The sequence below is a fragment of the Kitasatospora sp. NPDC088391 genome, assembly GCF_044753345.1.
Taxonomy (GTDB): domain Bacteria; phylum Actinomycetota; class Actinomycetes; order Streptomycetales; family Streptomycetaceae; genus Kitasatospora.
The window spans coordinates 536,907-557,063 of the sequence record NZ_JBIVNB010000001.1; the positions used below are offsets into that span (position 1 = coordinate 536,907).

At 75.8% G+C, this 20,157-nt stretch carries 12 protein-coding genes; 5 read left to right on the forward strand and 7 right to left on the reverse strand.

The genetic code is table 11. The features are described from left to right. Positions 1-5 precede the first annotated feature (5 nt). The 5 genes from ACIQBJ_RS02310 (at position 6) to ACIQBJ_RS02330 (ending at position 3,192) form a co-directional block, all read left to right on the forward strand. On the forward strand, positions 6-635 hold the full coding sequence (locus ACIQBJ_RS02310) for an isochorismatase family protein (RefSeq protein WP_400702042.1): 630 nt from the start codon (positions 6-8) through the stop codon (positions 633-635). Beyond that, positions 632-1,432 carry an ABC transporter ATP-binding protein gene (locus ACIQBJ_RS02315; RefSeq protein ID WP_400702045.1) on the forward strand — a complete coding sequence of 267 codons (801 nt, stop codon included), beginning with the start codon at positions 632-634 and terminating at the stop codon, positions 1,430-1,432. Before ACIQBJ_RS02310 ends, ACIQBJ_RS02315 begins: the two co-directional genes overlap by 4 nt. Then, positions 1,429-1,914, forward strand: a complete 486-nt coding sequence (locus ACIQBJ_RS02320; RefSeq protein WP_400702048.1) for a GNAT family N-acetyltransferase — start codon at positions 1,429-1,431, stop codon at positions 1,912-1,914. The genes ACIQBJ_RS02315 and ACIQBJ_RS02320 overlap by 4 nt, the downstream gene beginning before the upstream one ends. Positions 1,915-2,003: 89 nt before the next feature. Next, positions 2,004-2,228 (forward strand): hypothetical protein, encoded by a 225-nt coding sequence (locus ACIQBJ_RS02325; RefSeq protein WP_400702051.1) that lies wholly within the window; start codon positions 2,004-2,006, stop codon positions 2,226-2,228. Between the two features lie 46 nt (positions 2,229-2,274). Continuing rightward, positions 2,275-3,192: an amidohydrolase family protein gene (locus tag ACIQBJ_RS02330; RefSeq protein ID WP_400702054.1), complete on the forward strand. Its 918-nt coding sequence runs from the start codon at positions 2,275-2,277 to the stop codon at positions 3,190-3,192. On the opposite strand, the gene ACIQBJ_RS02335 is transcribed toward ACIQBJ_RS02330, so the two are convergent. From ACIQBJ_RS02335 to ACIQBJ_RS02365, 7 genes are all read right to left on the reverse strand, one after another. After that, complete coding sequence (locus tag ACIQBJ_RS02335) at positions 3,171-4,268, reverse strand: FecCD family ABC transporter permease (RefSeq protein WP_400702057.1); 1,098 nt, start codon at positions 4,266-4,268, stop codon at positions 3,171-3,173. The genes ACIQBJ_RS02330 and ACIQBJ_RS02335 overlap by 22 nt on opposite strands. After that, complete coding sequence (locus tag ACIQBJ_RS02340; RefSeq protein WP_400702060.1) at positions 4,265-5,383, reverse strand: FecCD family ABC transporter permease; 1,119 nt, start codon at positions 5,381-5,383, stop codon at positions 4,265-4,267. The genes ACIQBJ_RS02335 and ACIQBJ_RS02340 overlap by 4 nt, the downstream gene beginning before the upstream one ends. Positions 5,384-5,562: 179 nt before the next feature. Further along, on the reverse strand, positions 5,563-6,393 hold the full coding sequence (locus ACIQBJ_RS02345; protein WP_400702063.1) for a siderophore-interacting protein: 831 nt from the start codon (positions 6,391-6,393) through the stop codon (positions 5,563-5,565). Between the two features lie 100 nt (positions 6,394-6,493). Next, positions 6,494-8,251: an ABC transporter ATP-binding protein gene (locus tag ACIQBJ_RS02350; RefSeq protein ID WP_400702066.1), complete on the reverse strand. Its 1,758-nt coding sequence runs from the start codon at positions 8,249-8,251 to the stop codon at positions 6,494-6,496. Beyond that, positions 8,244-10,073 carry an ABC transporter ATP-binding protein gene (locus ACIQBJ_RS02355; RefSeq protein WP_400702069.1) on the reverse strand — a complete coding sequence of 610 codons (1,830 nt, stop codon included), beginning with the start codon at positions 10,071-10,073 and terminating at the stop codon, positions 8,244-8,246. Before ACIQBJ_RS02355 ends, ACIQBJ_RS02350 begins: the two co-directional genes overlap by 8 nt. Positions 10,074-10,185: 112 nt before the next feature. Further along, positions 10,186-10,398: an MbtH family protein gene (locus ACIQBJ_RS02360; protein ID WP_400702072.1), complete on the reverse strand. Its 213-nt coding sequence runs from the start codon at positions 10,396-10,398 to the stop codon at positions 10,186-10,188. Positions 10,399-10,442: 44 nt separating this feature from the next. Further along, positions 10,443-20,063: an amino acid adenylation domain-containing protein gene (locus ACIQBJ_RS02365; RefSeq protein WP_400702075.1), complete on the reverse strand. Its 9,621-nt coding sequence runs from the start codon at positions 20,061-20,063 to the stop codon at positions 10,443-10,445. Positions 20,064-20,157 lie beyond the last annotated feature (94 nt).

Sequence of the window (20,157 nt, forward strand, 5' to 3'; positions counted from 1 at the left end):
CCCCCATGGCCCTGCCCGCCATCGCCCCGTACGAACTGCCCGCCGAACTGCCGCCGCGCCGCGTGCCCTGGCAGGTCGACCCGGGGCGCGCCGCCGTCCTGGTGCACGACCTGCAGCACTACTTCCTGGCCGCGTTCCCGGCCGCCGGACCGCCGCTGGAGCCGGTGCTCGCCAACACCGCGCGCATCCTGGCCGCCGCCCGGGCCGCCGGGATGCCGGTGTTCCACTCGCACCAGCAGGGCGGCCAGAGCGCCGAACAGCGCGGCCTGCAACTGGACTTCTGGGGCCCCGGCCTGCCCGCCGACGAGCACGCCCAGTCCTCGCCCGCGTCCGTCGCGGCCGCCCCCGGCGACCGGCACGTGCAGAAGTGGAAGTACAGCGCCTTCGTCCGCACCGACCTCGCCGAGCAGCTCGCCGGACTCGGCCGCGACCAGCTGGTGATCGTCGGCGTGTACGCCCACATCGGCGTCCAGCTGACCGCCGCCGACGCCTGGCAGCGCGACCTGCAGGCGTTCGTGGTCGCCGACGCCGTCGCCGACTTCTCCGCCGAGCGGCACCGCGAGGCGCTGCGCTGGACGGCCGGCACCTGCGCCGTCGTCCTCGACACCACCGAACTGCTGGAGGCCGTCAAGTGACCGGCACCGAAGCCCGACTGCTCGCCGAGAAGGTCACCCTCCGGTACGGCGACCGGCCGATCGCCAGCGAGCTGACCGTCGCCGTCCCCGACCACTCCTTCACCGTGGTCGTCGGCCCCAACGCCTGCGGCAAGTCCACCCTGCTGCGGGCCTTCGCCCGGCTGCTCAAGCCCAGCGCCGGACGGGTGCTGCTCGACGGCGAGCAGATCTCCGCCCTGCCCGCCAAGCAACTCGCCCGCCGGCTCGGCCTGTTGCCGCAGTCCTCGACCGCGCCGGACGCGATCACCGTCGCCGACCTGGTCGCCCGCGGCCGCTACCCGCACCAGGGGCTGCTGCGGCAGTGGTCGGCCGAGGACCGGCGGATCGTCTCCGAGTCGATGACCGCCACCAACGTCGAGGCGCTCGCCGACCGCTTCGTCGACGAGCTGTCCGGCGGGCAGCGCCAGCGGGTCTGGCTGGCCATGGCGCTCGCCCAGCAGACCCCGCTGCTGCTGCTCGACGAACCCACCACCTTCCTCGACCTCGCGCACCAGGTGGAGGTGCTCGACCTGTGCGCCCGGCTGCACCACGAACAGGGCCGCACCCTGGTCGCCGTGCTGCACGACCTCAACCAGGCCGCCCGGTACGCCACCCACCTGATCGCGATGCGCGACGGCGCGGTGGTCGCCGAGGGGCCGCCCGGCGAGATCGTCACCGCCGACCTCGTCGAACGGGTCTTCGACCTGCCCTGCCAGGTGATCGCCGACCCGCAGACCGGCACCCCGCTGGTCGTCCCGCTCGCCCCCGGCCGCCGATGACGCCCACCGCCGCGCCCGCCGTCACCGCCGTCCGCACCGACTTCCGGGACGCCGGGGCGCTGTACGCGCTCTCGCTGCCGTTCATCCGCTCCGGGGCGCTGCGGGCCCGCACCCCCGCCGACTACCGGTGCGCCGCGGACACCTTCCTGGTCGTCCGCGGCGCCTCCGGGCTCGACGCGTGCGCCGCGCTGCGCGTCCTCGCCCCCGAGCCCGGCCACCCCGCGACCGGCGTCCTGCACAACCTGTGCGTCCGGCCGGACCGGCAGAACCTCGGCCTGGGCGGCGTCCTGATCACCGCCGTGCTGGCCCAGGCCCGCCGGACCGGCCTGCGCACCGTCCTCGCCGCGACCGTCACCGACGGCACCCCCTTCCGCCGCCACGGCTTCACCGAGATCCCGCCCGCCGCCGCGCCCCCCGCCTGGGCCGCCACCCTCGACCCGGCCCGCCGCGCCCGGGTCTTCCGCCGCCTCCTCACCCCCTGACGGCCGAAAACCCGTTGCCCGCCCCCCGGACGGCCCCCACCATGTGGTGGTCCGACCCGGCCCCCCGCGGAAAGCGAGCCGCCCCACCCATGCCGACCCCCTCCGGATTCGAGTACCAGCGGCGCCCGGACGGCACCGTCCTGATCCTGCACCGCCACCGCCCGGCCGGCACCCTCCGCGGCGACCGGGCCGACCGGTTCCTCGCCGAGGTCGAGTCCGGCGACCCCCAACTCGTGATGGCCCGCTGGACGGGCAACTACAAGCGCGGCAACGAACGCACCGCCCGGCACCACCCCCGCAACACCCCCCGCTGACGCCCCGCCGACCGCTCCGCGGGGCGGGGTGCGGCATGATCGGGGGATGGTGGATGCGGGCGAGGCGGCGGAGGTCCGGGAGTTCTGGGGCGGGTTGGGGCTGCCCGGGCTGGTGGACGTGCACACCCATTTCATGCCGGAGCGGGTGCTGCGGAAGGTGTGGGAGTACTTCGACGCGGCGGGGCCGCTGATCGGGGACCGCGGGTGGCCGATCACGTACCGGCGGGGGGAGGCGGAACGGACGGCGCTGCTGCGGGAGTTCGGGGTGCGGGCGTTCACCGCGATGCTGTATCCGCACAAGGCGGGGATGGCGCGGTGGCTGAACGGCTGGGCGGCGGAGTTCGCGGGCCGGACGCCGGACTGCCTGCACACCGCGACGCTGTTCCCGGAGCCGGGCGTCGAGGGGTACGTGCGGGAGGCGCTGGAGGCCGGGGCGCGGGTGTTCAAGGCGCACGTGCAGGTCGGCGGGTACGACCCGGCGGACCCTGAACTGGACGGCGCGTGGGGGCTGTTGGCGGAGGCCGGGACGCCCGTGGTGATCCACTGCGGGTCGGGCCCGGCGCCGGGGAAGCACACCGGTCCGGAGCCGGTCGCCCGGGTGCTGGCCCGGCACCCGCGGCTGTGCCTGGTGGTCGCGCACCTCGGCATGCCCGAGTACCGGGAGTTCCTGGACCTGGCCGAGCGCCACGCGCGGGTGCACCTGGACACCACGATGGCGTTCACCGACTTCACCGAGGACTTCATGCCGTTCCCGCCCGGGCTGCTGCCCCGGCTCGCCGCGCAGGGCGACCGGGTGCTGCTCGGCACCGACTTCCCCAACATCCCCTACCCGTACCTGCACCAGCTGCGGGCGCTGGAGCGGCTCGACCTGGGCGCGAACTGGCTGCGCGCGGTCTGCCACCACAACGGGGCCCGGCTGTTCGGCCTCGGGGAGCCGGCGGATCAGGCGGTGCGCCGCCACTGACGGGCGATCAGCCAGAGCAGGTAGCCGCCGCCGACCACGCCGGTCAGGACGCCGACCGGCAGCTGGGTGGGCGCGAGCAGCCGCTGCGCGGCCAGGTCGGAGAGGGCGAGCAGCAGCGCGCCGAGCAGCGCCGAGCCGAGCAGGTTGGGCCCGGTGGTGCGGGTGAGGCGGCGGACGGCCTGCGGGGCGATCAGCGCGACGAACGGGACGGGTCCGGCCGCGGCGGTCGCGGCGGCGGTGAGCCCGACCCCGACCAGCACCAGCCACAACTGGACGGCCTCGGTGCGGACGCCGAGCGAGGCGGCGGTGTCCTCGCCCATCTCCAGCATCCGCAGCGGCCGGCCGAGCAGCACGGCGGCGGGCAGCAGGAGCAGCAGGGCGAGCGCCATCGGCGTGCAGTGCTCCCAGCCGCGGGCGTTGAGGCTGCCGGTGAGCCAGACGGTGGCGCTCTGCGCGTCGCCGAACGAGGCCCGGGCGATCAGGTAGGAGTTGAGCGAGGCGAGCAGCGCGGAGACGCCGATGCCGACCAGGACCAGCCGGTAGCCGTGGGTGCCGCCGCGCCGGGCCAGCAGGTAGACCAGCAGCGAGGTGGCGAGGCCGCCGACGACGGCGCCGCCCGCGACGGTGGCGGCGCCGCCGCCGATCAGCAGGATGACGGTGAGCGCGCCGGTCGCGGAGCCGACGGTGAAGCCGATCACGTCGGGGCTGCCGAGCGGGTTGCGGGCCAGGGTCTGGAACAGCGTCCCGGCCAGGCCGAGGGCCGCGCCGACCAGCAGCGCGGTGAGCAGCCGGGGCAGCCGGACCTCCATGACGATGTACCGGTCGGCGCGCCGCCCGCCGCCGCCGAGGACGTCGAGGACGTCCCGGACGGGCAGCGGGTAGTCGCCGGCGGTCAGCGTCCAGGCGGCGGTGCCGAGCAGGGCGAGCAGCAGGACGGCGGCGACCAGGGCGGCGCGCGGGTGCCAGCGCACCGAGCGTCCGCCGGGCAGCGGCAGGGCCCGCAACGGGGAGGGCGGCGGGACGGCGGCCGGGGCGCGGTCCGCCGACGGTGCGTCGAGGGTCTTGGTGGTGCTCACAGTTGGGCGATCCTCCGGCCGCGGACCAGGGCGATGAAGAGCGGGGCTCCGAGGAAGGCGGTGACCACGCCGACCTGGAGTTCGGCGGGGCGGAGCAGCAGCCGGCCCAGGATGTCGGAGGCGAGCAGCAGGACGGGCGCGAGGACGCCGGAGAGCAGCATGATCCAGCGCTGGTCGGGGCCGCAGAGGCGGCGGGCGAGGTGCGGGACGGCGAGGCCGACGAAGGCGATCGGGCCGACGGCGGCGGTGGCGGCGCCGCACAGCAGGGTGATGGCGAGCAGGCCGAGGGCGCGGGTGCGGCCGGGGCGGGCGCCGAGGGCGTGGCCGGTGTCGTCGCCGAGGGCGAGCGCGTCGAGCGGGCGGCCGAGCAGCAGGGCGAGGACGGCGCCGGCGGCGAGGAAGGGCAGCACCTGGCCGAGGACGGGGGCCTCGACGCCCGCGAAGGTGCCGACCTGCCAGTAGCGGAAGCGGTTCAGGGTGAGCGGGTCGAGCAGGACCAGCGCGTTGACGAAGGCGGTGAGCACGGCGGTGACGGCGGTGCCGGCCAGCGCGAGCCGGGCGGGCGTGGCGGAGGCGCGTCCGCCGCCGCCGAGGATCTGCACGACCAGGGCGGAGACGGCGGCGCCGAGCAGCGCGAACCAGACGAACGCCGAGAAGGTCCGCAGGTCGAGCAGGGCGGTGCCGGCGGCGACCGCGGCGGCGGCGCCGCCGTTGATGCCGAGCAGGCCGGGGTCGGCGAGCGGGTTGCGGGTGAGTGCCTGCATCAGCGCGCCGGAGAGGCCGAGGGCGGCGCCGACGGCGATGCCGAGCAGGGTGCGCGGGATGCGCGAGTGGTGGACGGCGATCCAGTCCTCGGAGGCGGGTTCGCGGTGCAGCAGGACGTGCAGGACCTGCCCGGGAGCGATCCCGCGGGCGCCGACGCCGAGCGACAGGACGGCGAGGACGGCGAGCAGCGCAAGGGCCCCGAGCAGCCAGGCGGTGCGGCGGCCCGCGCTCGCGGCCGGGGCCCGACGCCGGGAAGCGGGCGGGTCGGCCGCGGCGGCCGCCGCCCGCGGCCCGGCACCCGGGGCGGTCCGGGTGGGCCGGACGTCCGCGTCGAGCCGCCCGGTACTCACGGTGCTTGGGGCAGTCGCGTCGAGCCGACCGCCGTTCGGGGCGGTTCGGGCGGTTTCCTCGGGCCGCCCGGTACTCACGGCGGTTCGGGCAGTCTCGTCAAGCCGCCCGGCGCCCGGGGCGGTTCGGGTGGTCTCGTCGGGTCGCCCGGTGCTCGGGGCGGGCCGGGGGTGCTGGGTGCTCATGCGTGCGGGGTGTGCTCGTCCTCGTGGTGGTCGTGGTTGGCGGTGCCGCGCTTCCAGTAGCCGTCCACGTCGACCTGGTCGCGGCCCAGGCCGCGTTCGTTGCGCAGGTGGCGGCGGATCGGGCGGAGCGTGCCCGCCTCGCCGGCGATCCAGGCGAAGCCCAGGCCGGGGGGCAACTCGGCGGCGCGGACGGCGCGTTCGAGGTGGTCGGTGGTGCCGGGTGCGGCGTCGCCGCGGTGCAGCCAGACGACGGTGGCATCGGCGGCGGTGTTGAGCGGCTGCTCGTCCTCGGGCCCGGGGACCTCGGCGAAGGCGAGCGCCTTCGCGCCCGCCGGGAGGGCCTCCAGCCAGCGGGCCAGGGCGGGCAGCGCGGTCTCGTCGGCGCCGAGCAGGTACCAGTCGTGGACGAGGTCGATCTCCTCGGAGCCGCGCGGGCCGAACACGCCGAGCCGCATGCCGGGTTCGGCGGCGGCGGCCCAGCCGGAGCCGACGCCGGTGCCGTGCAGCACCATGTCGATGTCGAGTTCGCGGGCCTCGCGCCGGTAGTTCCGGATCGTGTAGTCGCGGGTGATCGGCTCGACCGGGGCGTCCATCCAGGTGTCGTTCTCCACCACGGGCTCGGTGGGCAGCTCGTGGCCGGGCGCGGCGAAGCAGAGCTTGACGTGGTCGGTCGGGGCCTGTTCGCAGAAGCCCTCCAGCGCGTCGCCGGCGAAGGTGACCCGGACGGTGCCGGGGGTGACCCGTTCGACCCGCTTGACCTCCAGGAGGCGGTACTTGAGCGGGTGGCGGACGATCCGCATCCGGGGCGGCGCGGCGGTGGTGGTCATCTCGGTCAGCCCATTCGGTCGGTGGTGGCCGGAACAGCCGGGCGCCACCGCACCGTCCCGGGGCGGGACGTGGCGGCGGCGCCGGGCGAACGCCTGAAGCTTAGGCTAGCCTAACCTTTTCTTCGTGGCCAGAGCGAACCGGGGATGACGTTCCCTCAGCGAGCGGGCCGGGGCCGCCGTCGGCGACAACCCTGCCGTCGGCGAGGCGGACCACCCGGGGCAGCCGGGCGATGGTCGCGGGCCGGTGCGCGACCACGATCAGCGTGCAGTCGGCGTGCAGCTCGTCGAGGGCGTGCTCCAGCCGGGCCGCGGTGGCGGGGTCGATGTCGGCGGTGGCCTCGTCCAGCACCAGCACGGCCGGGTCGGCGAGGACGGCGCGGACCACACCGAGGATCTGCCGCTCCCCCGCCGACAGCCGGGAGCCGCGCTGCCCGACCTCGGCGTCCGGGCCGCCGATCCCGTCCAGCCACTGCGTCAGGCCGAGCCGGGCGACGGCCCGTTCGATCGCGGCCCGGTCCGGCGCGCCCCGCACCAGCGCCAGGTTCTCCGCGACGGTGCCGGTGACCAGCCGGACCTCCTGCGGCACCAGCACGATCCGGCGGCGCAGCTGCTCCTCCGGGATCGCGGCGAGCGCGGTGCCCGCGAACCGGACCGCGCCGGCGTCCGGCCGGTAGAGGCCGCAGAGCAGCTTGGCCAGCGTGGTCTTGCCGGAGCCGGTCTCGCCGACCAGGCCGGTGCGGCTGCCCGCCGGGAAGGCCAGGGTGGCGCCGTGCAGCGCCCGACCGTCCGCCCGGTAGCCGAAGTCGACGCCCTCGCAGCGCAGTTCGCCCCGTTCCGGCAGGTCGGCGACGGGGGCCGGGTCGGCGGCGGGCGCGGTCGCGGCCAGCAGGTCCAGCAGCCGGGCCAGGCCGGTGCGGGCGGTGGCGACCTCGCCGACCAGCTGGGACAGGTCGGTGCAGGAGTCGAACAGGTTGCGGCTCGCGACCACGAACACCACCACGGTGCCGACACCCACGGCGTCCCGGGTGACCAGCCAGCCGCCGACGGCGAGCAGCGCGACCAGGGCCAGGCCCTCGACCAGGCTGACCAGGTCGATCCGGTTCTCCACCCGCAGCGCCCGCCGGGCGGCCCGCACCGCGTGCCGGTTCTCCCGGTCGAAGCGGACCGTCCAGCCGGCCAGGCCGCGCGAGGTCTGCAGCGCCTCACGGGCCGTCAGGGTCTCGGTGAAGGTCGCGGCGACGGCCGCCTCGGCGCTCGCCTTGCCGCCGAACGCGGACGCGGCGTCGCGCTGGAACCAGCGGGTGACCAGCAGCGCGGGCGGCAGGAACACCACCAGCTGGACCAGCAGCAGCTGCCAGGAGTACCCGGCCAGCACGGTCAGCGTGAACCCGAGGGTGGCCAGCGCCGACACCAGGTTGCGCAGGTGCAGCCGGACGAACGCGGCCAGTGCCGCGACCTCGCCGGTGGCCCGGCGCAGCAGGTCGCCGCTGCGGTGCGTCTCCAGGAAGCGCAGCGGCGCGGTGGCGAGGTTCTCCACGGCCCGCTCGCGCAGGGTCCGCACGACGTCCTCTCCGCTGCGGATCAGCAGCAGTTCGCCGACCCGGGCCAGCACCAGTTGGGCGGCGGCGAGGACGGCGAGCAGGACGACGGCCCGGCCCAGCCGCCCCCGGTCCCCGTCGAGCAGCGCGTCGGTGGCCAGGCCGACCAGCGGGGCGACCGCGACCAGCGCCGCCGAGTCCGCCAGCCCCACCCCGAGCGCCACCGCCAGCCGGCCCCGGTGCGGCCGCAGGAACGGCAGGGCCCGGCGGAGCACCCCGCGCTCCTCGGCCTCCTCGCGCAACAGCGGCTGTTCAGCCATGGGTGGCCTCCGTGAGGGTCGGTGACGGGGTGGCGGGGCCGCCCGGGGCGTGGAGGTGGACGGTGCGGTCGGCGGCGGCGAGGACGGCGGTGCGGTGGGTGGCGAAGAGCAGGGTGCGGCGGCCGGCGGCCCAGGCCCGGAGGCGGTCGAGGACGAGGGCCTCGGTGGTGGTGTCGAGGGCGGAGGTGGCGTCGTCGAGGAGCAGGACGGCGGGGTCGCCGAGCAGGGCGCGGGCGATCGCCAGGCGCTGGACCTGGCCGCCGGAGAGCGCGGTGCCGCCCTCGCCGAGTTCGGTGGCGTAGCCGTCGGGCATCGCGGCGAGCTGGTCGTGCAGCCCGGCGGTGCGGCAGGCGTCCTCCAGGGCGGCCTGCGGCAGTTCGCGGCCGAGCCGCAGGTTGTCGGCGACGGTGCCGGAGAGCAGCACGGGCCGCTGGGCGACGTACGCGATCCGGGTCCGGACCTGGTCGAGCGCGGCCGTGCGCAGGTCGACGCCGCCGTAGCGGACGGTGCCCGCGTCGGGGTCGTCGAGCCGGACGCCGAGCCGCAGCAGGGTGCTCTTGCCCGCGCCGGTGGCGCCCGAGAGGGCGACGAACTCGCCCGGGGCGACGGTCAGTCCGACCGGTCCGAGGACGTCCTTGCCGTCCCGCCGGGCGAGTGCGCCGGTGAACTCCAGCGCGCCGCCCGCCGGGAGGCCGACCGGTTCGGCGGGGTCGGCGACGGTCGCGCCGAGGGAGAGCGCCTCGTCGATCCGGGCGGCGGCGACGTCGGCCTGGCCGCGTTCGAGCAGGCGGTCGACCAGGACCCGGGTGGCGAGGGTGACGATGGCCATCCAGGAGGTGAAGGCGACCAGTCCGCCGACGGTGAGGTGCCCGTCCAGGACGGCGAGGCCGCCGAGGCCGACGCCCGCGGCGACGGCGAGCCGCGGGACGAGCGGGGCGACGGCGGCCCAGGACGCCTCGATCCGGGCGGCGGTGAGGGTCCGTCCGGTGACGTCGGCGCTGGCGGCGTGGTGCCGGTCGACCAGCGGGCGGTGGCCGCCGGTGCCGCGCAGGCCGGTGCCGAGCTGGAGCAGGTCGGCGACGGCGTCGGCGCGGGCGCCGTGCGCGGCGGCCAGGTCGGCGGAGGCGGTGGCGAACCGGCGCGGGTAGTGCAGGTTGACCCAGACCAGGAACGGCAGGGTGGCGAGGGTGACCAGCAGCAGGCTGAGGTCGAGCGCGGCGATGGCGGGCAGCACGGTGAGGAAGGTGGTGCCGAGCACCACCCAGATCGCCAGGCCGTGCACCCACTCGCGGACCAGGTCGGTGTCGCGGGTGGCGCGCATCGCCAGGTCGCCGTGGCCGCGGGCGGCGAGCGCGGCCCGGTCGAGCCCGGACAGGTGGCGCAGCAGCCGCCCGCGCAGGTCGGCGCCGACCTTGGCGTCCGCGTACCCGGCCCAGTACTGCCAGCCGTACAGGCCGGCGAACTGGACCAGCGCGGCGAGCGCGGTGGCGGCGGCCCAGCGCGCGAGCGCGCCGGCGTCGTGCTTCTGCAGGCCCTCGTCGAGGGCCTGCTGCACGCACCAGGGGACGGCGAGCAGCGCGAGTTGCCGGATGCCCGCGGCGGTCATCGCGGCGGCGACGGTGCCGCGGTGCGGGCGGAGCGCGCCGCGCAGCAGGGCCTTGGCGCGGCGGCGCTGCTCCGGGGAGAGCGCGGTCGGCGGCAGGTCCTCGTCGGCGGGCAGCACCGTGTCCGGGTGCTCGCCGTCCGGGTGCCCGGCGGTCGGGTGCTCGGCGGTCGGGCCGTCGGGGGGCCCGGCGGCGGGGGCTGGCTGGTGGGTGCTCACGGCGTTGGCCATCCGTCGGTCGGCGGGGTGCGGCGGAGGGGACGGTCCGGGTCGTGCCGGGCCGTCCCCTCCGCCGGCGGTCGGGTCGGTCGAGTCGATCGAGCCGGTCGGGTCAGGAGGTGCGGGCGACCAGGCTGGCGGGGCGCAGGTCGGTCCAGTGGGCGTCGATCCACGCGGTGGCGCCCTCGCGGGTGTCCTCGCCGTGGACGGTCCGCCAGCCGGCCGGGACCTCGGCGAACGCGGGCCACAGCGAGTGCTGGTTCTCGTCGTTGACCAGGACCAGGTAGCGGGCGTCGTCGTCCTCGAAGGGGTTGGTGGCTGCCATCGGGTCTCTCCTCGGTGGGGTGGGGCGGGGTGGGTGGCGGGGTGTCAGGCGGAGCAGGACGGCGCGTCGCCGAGGGCGGCGCCGACCAGCCGGTCGACCAGGAACTCGGCGAGGGCCGAGACGGTGGGCCGGGTCAACAGGTCGGGCAGGCGCAGGTCCCCCTCGAAGTCGGCGCGCAGGCGCTGGAGCAGTTCCATCGCCAGCAGGGAGTGGCCGCCGAGGTCGAAGAAGTTCTCGTCGATGCCGACCGCGGGCAGGCCGAGCACCTCGGCGAAGGCCGCGTGCACCGCCCGCTCGCTCGGGTAGCGCGGGGCGCGCCGTTCGCCGCCGGTGGTGAAGTCCTCGGCCCGGGGCGCGGGGAGCGCCTTGCGGTCGAGCTTGCCGTTGACGGTCAGCGGCAGGGCGTCCAGGACCACGAAGGCCGAGGGCACCATGTACTCGGGCAGCCGGGCGGCCAGCGTGCGACGGATCGCAGCGGCCTCGATAAGGGTACCCTCACCTGCGACCAGGTAGGCGACCAGGCGCTTCACCCCGGGGGTGTCCTCGCGGACCACGACCGCCGCCTGGGCGACGTCCTGATGTGCGCTCAGCGCGTCCTCGACCTCGCCGGGCTCGACCCGGTAGCCGCGGATCTTGACCTGGTCGTCGGCGCGGCCGAGGAAGTCCAGCAGCCCGTCCTGGCGCCAGCGCACGACGTCGCCGGTGCGGTACATCCGGGCGCCGGGTTCGCCGAACGGGTCGGCGACGAAGCGCTCGGCGGTGAGGCCGGGGCGGTTGAGGTAGCCGCGGGCCAGGCCGACGCCGTTGACGTACAGCTCGCCCGGCACGCCCACGGGGACGGGGCGCAGGTGGGCGTCCAGGACGTGCGCGACGGTGTTCCAGATCGGCCGGCCCACGGTCGCGGTGGCCGAGTCGAGGGTGCCGCCGCCGAGCGTGTTGATCGTGTACTCGGTCGGCCCGTACAGGTTGTAGCCCATCACGCCGGGGGTGTCCCGCAGCTTCGACCACAGCGTCTCGGCGACGGCCTCGCCGCCGAGCAGGACCAGCACCGGGCGGTGCCGGTCCTCGTCCAGCAGGCCCCGGTCGACCAGTGCCTGCGCGTAAGAGGGTGTCACGTTGATGACATCCACGAACTGTTCGGCGCAGTAGGCCGCGAGGGCTTCCGCGTCACGGCGCAGGGCTTCGTCGAGGACGTGCACCTCGTGGCCCTCGACCAGCCAGAGCAGTTCCTCCCACGACATGTCGAAGGAGAACGAGACGGTGTGCGCGATCCGCAGCCGACGGCCACCGGCCGAGGCCACCACCGGGTCGAAGATCGCCTCGCGGTGGTTCAACTGCATGTTCGTCAGGCCGTGGTAGGGCGTCACCACGCCCTTCGGCCGACCCGTCGACCCGGACGTGAAGATCACGTACGCGGCGGCGTCCGGCTCGTACGGCACCCGGTAGGGGGTGTCGGGGAGCACCGCGAGTTCGGCCTCGACCACCGGGTCGTCCAGCAGCAGGCGGGGCACACCCGGGGTGAACGGCATCCGTGCTTCGGCGGCCCGGCTGGTGACCAGGACGACGGGCGCGGTGTCCTCGACCATGAACGCCAACCGGTCCTCGGGGTAGTCGAGTTCGAGCGGCAGGTAGGCCGCACCGGCCCGCAGGACGGCGAACAGCGCCGCCACCATGTCCAACGAACGCGGCAGCCCCAACGCCACCACCCGCTCCGGACCCGCACCCCGCGACGCGAACAACCGCGCCAACCGGTCCACCCGCGCATCCAGTTCGGCATACGTCCACGACTCGGACCCGAACACCAATGCGACCTCGCCCGGCACCGAAGCAGCCCGCTCCGCCAACAGCTCCGCCACCGACGCCGACGGCAACTCCCGCCCCGTGGCAGCCCATGCACCGAGCAGCTTCCGCTCGCCGCCGGTCAGGACGTCCAGTGCGCCGATCCGGCGGTGCGGGTCGGCCGCGACCTGGGCGAGGACGGCGAGCAGGCGCTCGACCAGGGCCTCGGCGGTGCTGCGGTCGTAGAGGTCGGCGGCGTACTCGAAGGCGATGTCGATCTCCTCGGCCGAGGAGGTCTCCTCGAAGTTGAAGTCGAGTTCGAACTTCGCCGCGCCCAGCTCGAACGGCACGATCCGGCTCTCCAGGCCGAGCAGCCGCCCGGCCTGGCCGTCGTTGTGCTGGTAGCCCAGCATCACCTGGAACAGCGGGTGCCGGCCCGGCACCCGGGGCGGGTTCAGGTCCTCCACCAGGCGGTCGAACGGCAGGTCCTGGTGGGCGAACCCGGCGAGGTCGAACTCCCGTACCCGGCCGAGGAGTTCGGCGAAGGTCGGGTCGCCGCCCAGGTCGGTGCGCAGCACCACGGTGTTGACGAAGAAGCCGACCAGGCGGTCCAGTCCGCTGTCCGCGCGGCCCGCGACGGGCGCGCCGAGCGGGATGTCCTCGCCCGCGCCGAGGCGGTGCAGCAGGGTGGCGACGGCGGCCCGCAGCACCATGAAGGTGGTGGTGCCGGTGGCCCGGGCGGCCGCCCGCAGGCCCCGGTAGACGGCCGGCGGCACCTGGGCGTGCACGGTGTCGCCCCGGTACCCGGCGGCGGGGGTGCGCGGGTGGTCCAGCGGGAGCGCCAGTTCCTCCGGCAGGCCGGCCAGCGCCTCGCGCCAGCGGGCGAGTTGGCGGCTGTGCAGGCTGTCGGGGTCGGCCGGGTCCCCGAGCAGCTCCTGCTGCCAGCGGGTGTAGTCGGCGTACTGCACGGGCAGCGGCGCGAGCGCCTCCCCGGCGTAGGCGGCGGTCAGGTCCTCGACGAACGGGAGCATCGACCACTCGTCGCCCGCGATGTGGTGGAACAGCAGCACCAGCACGTGGTCCGCGGGCCCGAGTTCGAGCACGGTGACGCGCAGCGGGCGCTCCGTCGCCAGGTCGAAGCCGCGCCGGACGGCGGCCTGCACCGCCGCGTCCAGGCCGGCCTCGGTGACGGGCCGCAGCTCGATCGCCTCGGCGGGCGGGGGCGCGTCCAGCAGGTGCTGGAACACCGAGCCGTCGCGCTCGGTGAAGACGGTGCGCAGGCTCTCGTGGCGCTCGCTGACGGCGCGCACGGCGGTGCGCAGGGCGTCGGTGTCGAGCGGGCCGGAGACCCGGACCACCAGCGGCACGTTGTAGGTCGCGCCGTCGCCGTCCAGGTTCTGCAGGAACCACATCCGACGCTGGGCGTGCGAGAGCGGCAGGTCGGCGGGCCGGTCCCGGCGGGTCAGCGCGGGGCGGGCCTCGCCCGGGCCGTCCAGGCGCAGCGCCAGGTCGGCGGGCGTCGGGGCCTCGAACAGGTCACGGACCGTCAGGGCGCCGCCGAGCAGAGCGCGGACCTTGGCGACCAGGCGGGCGGCGAGCAGCGAGTGGCCGCCGAGGTCGAAGAAGTTCTCCTCCGGGCCGACCTCCGCGAGGCCCAGCGCCGCGCCGAACGCGCCGCACAGAATCTCCTCGCGGGCCCCGCGCGGGGCCCGCTCCCCGCCGCCGAGCTGCGGCGCGGGGAGCGCCCTGCGGTCGAGCTTGCCGTTGACGGTCAGTGGCAGCGCGTCCAGGACCACGAAGGCCGAGGGCACCATGTACTCGGGCAGCCGGGCGGCGAGCTGCGCCCGCACCTCGGCGGGGTCCAACTCCGTTGTGGCGGAAACCAGGTAGGCGACCAGGCGCTTGACGCCCGGGGTGTCCTCGCGGACCAGCACGGCGGCCTGCGCGACGTCCCGGTGCAGGGTGAGCGCGTCCTCGATCTCGCCCGGTTCGATCCGGTAGCCGCGGATCTTGACCTGGTCGTCGGCGCGGCCGAGGAAGTCCAGCAGCCCGTCCTGACGCCACCGGACGACGTCGCCGGTGCGGTACATCCGGGAGCCGGGCGTGCCGAACGGGTCGGCGACGAAGCGCTCGGCGGTGAGGCCGGGGCGGTTGAGGTAGCCGCGCGCCAGGCCGACGCCGTTGACGTAAAGCTCACCAGGGACGCCGATCGGCACCGGGCGCAGGTGGGCGTCCAGGACGTGCGCGACGGTGTTCCAGATCGGCCGGCCGACGGTGGCGGTCGCCGAGTCGAGGGTGCCGCCGCCGAGCGTGTTGATCGTGTACTCGGTCGGCCCGTACAGGTTGTAGCCGATGACGCCCGGGGTCTCCCGCAGCTTGGACCACAGCGTCTCGGCCACGGCCTCGCCGCCGAGCAGCACCAGCACCGGGCGGTGCCGGTCCTCGTCCAGCAGGCCGCACTCCACCAGCGCCTGGGCGTAAGAGGGTGTCACGTTGATGACATCCACGAACTGTTCGGCGCAGTAGTCGGCCAGCCCCTGGGCATCGCGGCGGAGCGCCTCGTCGAGGACGTGCACCTCGTGGCCCTCGACCAGCCAGAGCAGCTCCTCCCACGACATGTCGAAGGAGAACGACACGGTGTGCGCGATCCGCAGCCGACGGCCACCGGCCGACGCCACCACCGGGTCGAAGATCGCCTCGCGGTGGTTCAACTGCATGTTCGTCAAGCCGTGGTAGGGCGTCACCACACCCTTCGGCCGACCCGTCGACCCCGACGTGAAGATCACGTACGCGGCGGCGTCCGGCTCGTACGGCACCCGGAACGGCTCGGCGGGCAGGGCGGCCAGTTCGGCGGCCACGGCCGGGTCGTCCAGCAGCAGGGTGACGGGGTGCTCCGGCAGCAGGGCGGCGGCCGTGGAGTCCGTCACCAGCACCACCGGCGCGGTGTCCTCCACCATGAACGCCAACCGGTCGACGGGGTAGTCGAGTTCGAGCGGCAGATACGCCGCACCCGCCCGCAGGACGGCGAACAGCGCCGCCACCATGTCCAACGACCGCGGCAACCCGAGCGCCACCACCCGCTCCGGACCCGCACCCCGCGAGACGAACAACCGCGCCAACCGGTCCACCCGCGCATCCAGTTCGGCATACGTCCACGACTCGGACCCGAACACCAATGCGACCTCGCCCGGCACCGAAGCAGCCCGCTCCGCCAACAACTCCGCCACCGAAGCCGACGGCAACCCGCGACCGGTATCGGCCCACTCCCCCAGCAACTCCCGCTCGCCGCCGGTCAGCACGTCCAGGGTCCGGACGGGGCGGTCGGGGTCGGCGGTGAGCCGGTCGAGCAGGACGATCAGGCGCTGGGCGTGCTGCTCGACCTCGGGGCGGTCGAAGACGTCCGGGCGGTACTTCCACTCGAAGGTCAGCGCCTCGCCCGGGTTGGTGATGAAGATCAGCGGGAAGTGCGCGGCGTCGACGTCCTCGATCTCCCGGACGCCCAGGCGTTCGCGCAGTTCGGCGCGGGTGTCGGCGTCGGCGGGGGTGTTGCGGAGCACCTGGAGGGTGTCGAAGAGCCGGCCGAAGCCGGTGCCGCGCTGGATCGCGCCCAGGCCGGTCTGGTGGTGCGGCAGCAGGGCGGCCTGCTCGGCCTGGTGGCGGGCCAGGAAGGCGGCGACGGACTCCGAGCCGTCGAGCACGGCCCGGACCGGGACGGTGTTCAGGAACATGCCGATGGTGCCGTCGATGCCGGGCAGTTCGGCCGGGCGGCCGGAGACGGTGGCGCCGAACACCACGTCCTGACGGTTCGTCAGGCCGCCGAGCAGCAGCGCCCAGGCGCCGGACAGCACGGTGTTCAGGGTCAGGCCGTGCGTCCGCGCGAACTCGGCGATCCGGCCGCTGAGTTCGCCGCTCAGCCGGGCCGTGACGGACTGCGGGAGCAGCCCGGCGCGCTCGCGGGCCTGCGGGGCGAGCAGGGTCGGGCCGTCCAGTCCGGCCAGCGCGGCCGTCCAGGCGGCGGTGCCGGCCGCGCCGTCGCGGGCGGCCAGCCAGCGCAGGAAGTCCCGGTAGGGCAGGGCGGGCTCGGGCGCGGGCAGGTCGGCGCAGCGGCCCAGCAGCTCCTGCAGGAACAGGCCGGAGGACCAGCCGTCCCAGAGCAGCGCGTGGTTGGTGACCAGGATGCGCTGGCCGCCGCCGGGGGCGAGCACCGAGACCAGGCGCAGCAGCGGCGGCGCGGCGAGGTCGAACCGGGTGGCGGCCTCACGGGCCGTCAACTCCGCCATTTCGGCGGCGAACTCGGCCTCGTCGAGGTGGGAGAGGTCGAGTTCGGCGAGCGGCACGTCGACGGCCCGGGGGACGAACTGGACGGGCCGGTCGGGGCCGGTCTGCAGGAAGCCCGCCCGCAGGTTGGGGTGGGCGTCCAGGACGGCGGCGACGGCGGCCCGCAGGGTGGCGGCCGGGAGGCGGCGGTCCAGGGTGATGACGTCGCGGGCGGTGTACACGTCCACGGCGCCGTCGTCGTAGTCGGCCTCGAACAGCAGGCCCTCCTGGAGCGGCGAGACCGGCCAGACCTCCGCGATCTCCAGGTGCGGGGCGGCGGCCCGGACGGCGGCGTGCTCGGCCTCGGTGGCGGCCGGGAGTTCGGGCAGTTCGGCGCGGGTGTCGGCGTCGGCGGCGCCGCGCCCGTCGGCGAGGGCGGCCAGCGCGGCCGGGGTGCGGCGCTCGAAGACGTCGCGGGGGCTGAGCGCGAGTCCTTCGGCGCGGGCCGCGCCGATCAGCCGGATCGAGGAGATCGAGTCGCCGCCGAGGCGGAAGAAGTCGTCCTCGGCGCCGACCTCGGGCAGGCCCAGCACCTCGCCGTAGAGCGCGCAGAGCAGTTCCTCGGTGGCGGTGGCGGCGGCCCGGGAGCCGGCCGCGCCCGCGTAGTCGAGGCCGTCCTCGGGCAGCGCGGCCCGGTCGAGCTTGCCGTTGACGGTCAGCGGCAGCGCGTCCAGCACGGCGAACGCGGACGGCACCATGTACGCGGGCAGCCGGGCGGCGAGCCGCGCCCGCACCTCGGCGGGGTCCAACTCCGTTGCGGCGGGCACCAGGTAGGCGACGATCCGGTCCACGGGGCCGCGCCGGACCAGCACCGCGCTCTGCGCGACGCCCGGGTGCTCGGCCAGCGCGGCCTCGATCTCGCCGAGTTCGATCCGGTAGCCGCGGATCTTCACCTGCTCGTCGGCCCGGCCCAGGTAGTCGAGCGCGCCGTCGGCGCGGCGGCGCACCAGGTCGCCGGTGCGGTACATCCGGGAGCCCGGCTCGCCGAACGGGTCGGCGACGAACCGGGACGCCGTCAGGCCCGGGCGGCCCAGGTAGCCGCGCGCCACCTGCACACCGGCCAGGAAGAGTTCGCCGGGCGCGCCGTCCGGCACGGGCCGCAGCAGCGCGTCCAGCACGTACGCCCGGCCGCCGGTCAGCGGGCGGCCGACCGTCGGGGCGGGGCTGTCGGCGAGGTCGGCGACCAGGGCGTCCACGGTGAACTCGGTCGGCCCGTAGTAGTTGAGCACGGTGGTGCCGGGCTCGGCCCGCAGCTCCGTCCGCAGCTCCGTCCAGAGCGCCTCGGGCAGCGCCTCGCCGCCCAGCAGCAGCACCGGCGGGCGGTGCCCGCCCGTCAACAGGCCGCAGTCCAGCAGCTGCCGGGCGTAGCTGGGGGTGACGTCCAGGGCGTGCACCCGCTCGGCGCGGGTGTAGGCGACGACGGCCTCGGCGTCGCGCCGGTCGTCCTCACCGAGCAGGTGCAGTTCGTGGCCGCCGAGCAGCCAGATCAGCTGCTCCCAGGAGGAGTCGAAGGAGAACGAGGCGGTGTGCAGGGCGCGCAGCCGGGGCTCGCCGGTGGCGGCGAGGGCCGCCGCGAACTCGCCGCCCAGGTGGTCGTGGGCCAGGTTGGCGAGGCCCGCGTGGGCCAGCACGACGCCCTTGGGGCGGCCGGTGGAGCCGGAGGTGTGGATCACGTACGCGGCCTGCGCGGGGTCGATCGGGCCGCCGCGCTCCTCGTCGGTGACGGGCCCGCCGTCCAGGGCGGCGAGTTCGGCCCGGACCGCCGGGTCGTCCAGCAGCACGACGGTCGCGGCCGGGTGCCCGGGCAGCCGGGACAGCACCGCCGAGGTGGTCAGCAGGACGGCCGGGCGGGCGTCCTCCAGCAGCAGGGCGAGGCGCTCGTCCGGGTGGTCGAGGTCCATCGGCAGGTAGGCGCCGCCGGCCCGGAGCACCGCGAGCAGCGCCGTCACGGACTCGGTGCAGCGGGGCAGTGCGAGCGCCACGATCCGCTCCGCCCGCACCCCCCGGGACAGCAGCAGGCGGGCCAACCGGTCGGTGTCGGCGTCGAGTTCGGCGAAGCTCCGCTCGGCGCGGACCCCGTCCAGGGCCGGGCCGACCAGGGCGCGCAGCGCGGGCCGCTCGGCGGCGCGGGCGCGCAGCAGGTCGTCGACGCCGGGCGCCGGGACGGCGGGCAGCGCCGGACCGGCGGTGGCGGCCGGGAGGGCGGCGCGCTCGGCGGCCGTCAGCAGGTCGAGACGGGCCAGCGGGGTGTCCGGGTCGGCGGCGAACGCGGCCAGCAGGCCGAGGAAGCGCTCGGCGACGGCCTCGGCCTGCGCCGGGTCGAACGCGTCCGGCCGGTACTCGAGTTCGACCCGGAGGTCCTCGCCGGGCAGCAGGGTCAGGCCCAGCGGGTAGTGGGTCGCGTCGCGGGCCCCCAGCCCGGTGACGACGGGGCCGCCCGCCCCCGCCAGCGACTCCTTCAGCCCGTCGCCGCCGCCCCGGTAGTTCTCCACCACCAGCAGCGTGTCGAACAGCGCTCCCCCGGCCCCGGCCGCCCGCTGGACCGCCGCCAGGCCGAGGTGCTGGTGCTCCATCAACTCGGCCTGGCCGCGCTGCACTTCGGCCGCCGCCGCGGCGAGGGTCGCGGTGGCTGCCGGGCGCACCCGGACCGGGACGGTGTTGATGAACAGCCCGACCATCGACTCCGCCCCCGGCAGGTCGGCGGGACGGCCGGACACGGTGGTGCCGAAGACCGTGTCGGTGCTGCCGGTCAGTGCCCCGACCAGCACCCCCCACAGCGTGTACGCCACGTTCCCGAGCGTCAGACCGCGCCCCCGGACGGCCGCCGCGAGGCGCGCCGTCAGCTCCGGCCCGGCGTGGCGGGTGATCAGCCCCGGCTCGACGTCCCCGGCCCCGGCGACGGCGGGCGCGACGGGGTGCGGCGTCTCGAACCCGGCGAGAGCCCGCGCCCAGGCGCGTTCGGCCGCGTCGGTGTCGCGGGTCGCCAGCAGCGCCAGGTGGTCGCGGTACGGCCGCACCGGCGGCAGCGCCTCGCCCCGGTACAGCGCCAGCAGCTCGCGCACCACGATCGGCATCGACCAGCCGTCCAGCAGCAGGTGGTGGCAGGTCAGCACCAGGCGGTGCCGCCCCTCCCCCAGCCGCAGCAGGGCGAAGCGCAGCAGCGGCGGCGCGTCCAGGTCGAAACGGCGCTGCCACTCCTCGTCCATCACGGCCTGCACGTCAGCGTCCTGACGCCCCGTCAGATCGACGGTGCGCAGCGGGGTGTCGACGGTGCGCTGCACGAACTGCAGCACGTCCTGCGGGTCCTCGTACCAGAACCCGGCCCGCAGGTTCGCGTGCCGCGCCAGCAGCGCGTCGACGGCCGCCGCGAGACGGTCCTGCGCGACCTCCCCCGCGAGATCGAGGTACGACTGCACGACGTACACGTCCCGCGCCCCGTCGTCGTACAACGCGTGGAACAGCAGCCCCTCCTGCAGCGAGGACAGCGGGTACACGTCCTCCAGGTCCGAAGGCGCCGCAACGCTCTGCTGCGGGGCGTCGTCGTGCGAGGTGGTGGAGTCGCTGCTCATGATCGCTTTCTCGGTGGTGGAGGAGGAGGGGGATCGGTCGGGGGCCGGCCCGTCCGGCCCGGAGGCCGCCGGGAGGGCGTTCGCGGAGCCGGGG

What these genes read in the sequence shown, in the direction of transcription:
- ACIQBJ_RS02310 (WP_400702042.1), top strand. Translation starts at nt 6, where the DNA reads ATGGCCCTGCCCGCCATCGCCCCGTACGAACTGCCCGCCGAACTGCCG.
- ACIQBJ_RS02320 (WP_400702048.1), top strand. Translation starts at nt 1,429, where the DNA reads ATGACGCCCACCGCCGCGCCCGCCGTCACCGCCGTCCGCACCGACTTC.
- ACIQBJ_RS02325 (WP_400702051.1), top strand. Translation starts at nt 2,004, where the DNA reads ATGCCGACCCCCTCCGGATTCGAGTACCAGCGGCGCCCGGACGGCACC.
- ACIQBJ_RS02330 (WP_400702054.1), top strand. Translation starts at nt 2,275, where the DNA reads ATGGTGGATGCGGGCGAGGCGGCGGAGGTCCGGGAGTTCTGGGGCGGG.
- ACIQBJ_RS02345 (WP_400702063.1), bottom strand. Translation starts at nt 6,393, where the DNA reads ATGACCACCACCGCCGCGCCGCCCCGGATGCGGATCGTCCGCCACCCG.
- ACIQBJ_RS02350 (WP_400702066.1), bottom strand. Translation starts at nt 8,251, where the DNA reads ATGGCTGAACAGCCGCTGTTGCGCGAGGAGGCCGAGGAGCGCGGGGTG.
- ACIQBJ_RS02360 (WP_400702072.1), bottom strand. Translation starts at nt 10,398, where the DNA reads ATGGCAGCCACCAACCCCTTCGAGGACGACGACGCCCGCTACCTGGTC.
- ACIQBJ_RS02365 (WP_400702075.1), bottom strand. Translation starts at nt 20,063, where the DNA reads ATGAGCAGCGACTCCACCACCTCGCACGACGACGCCCCGCAGCAGAGC.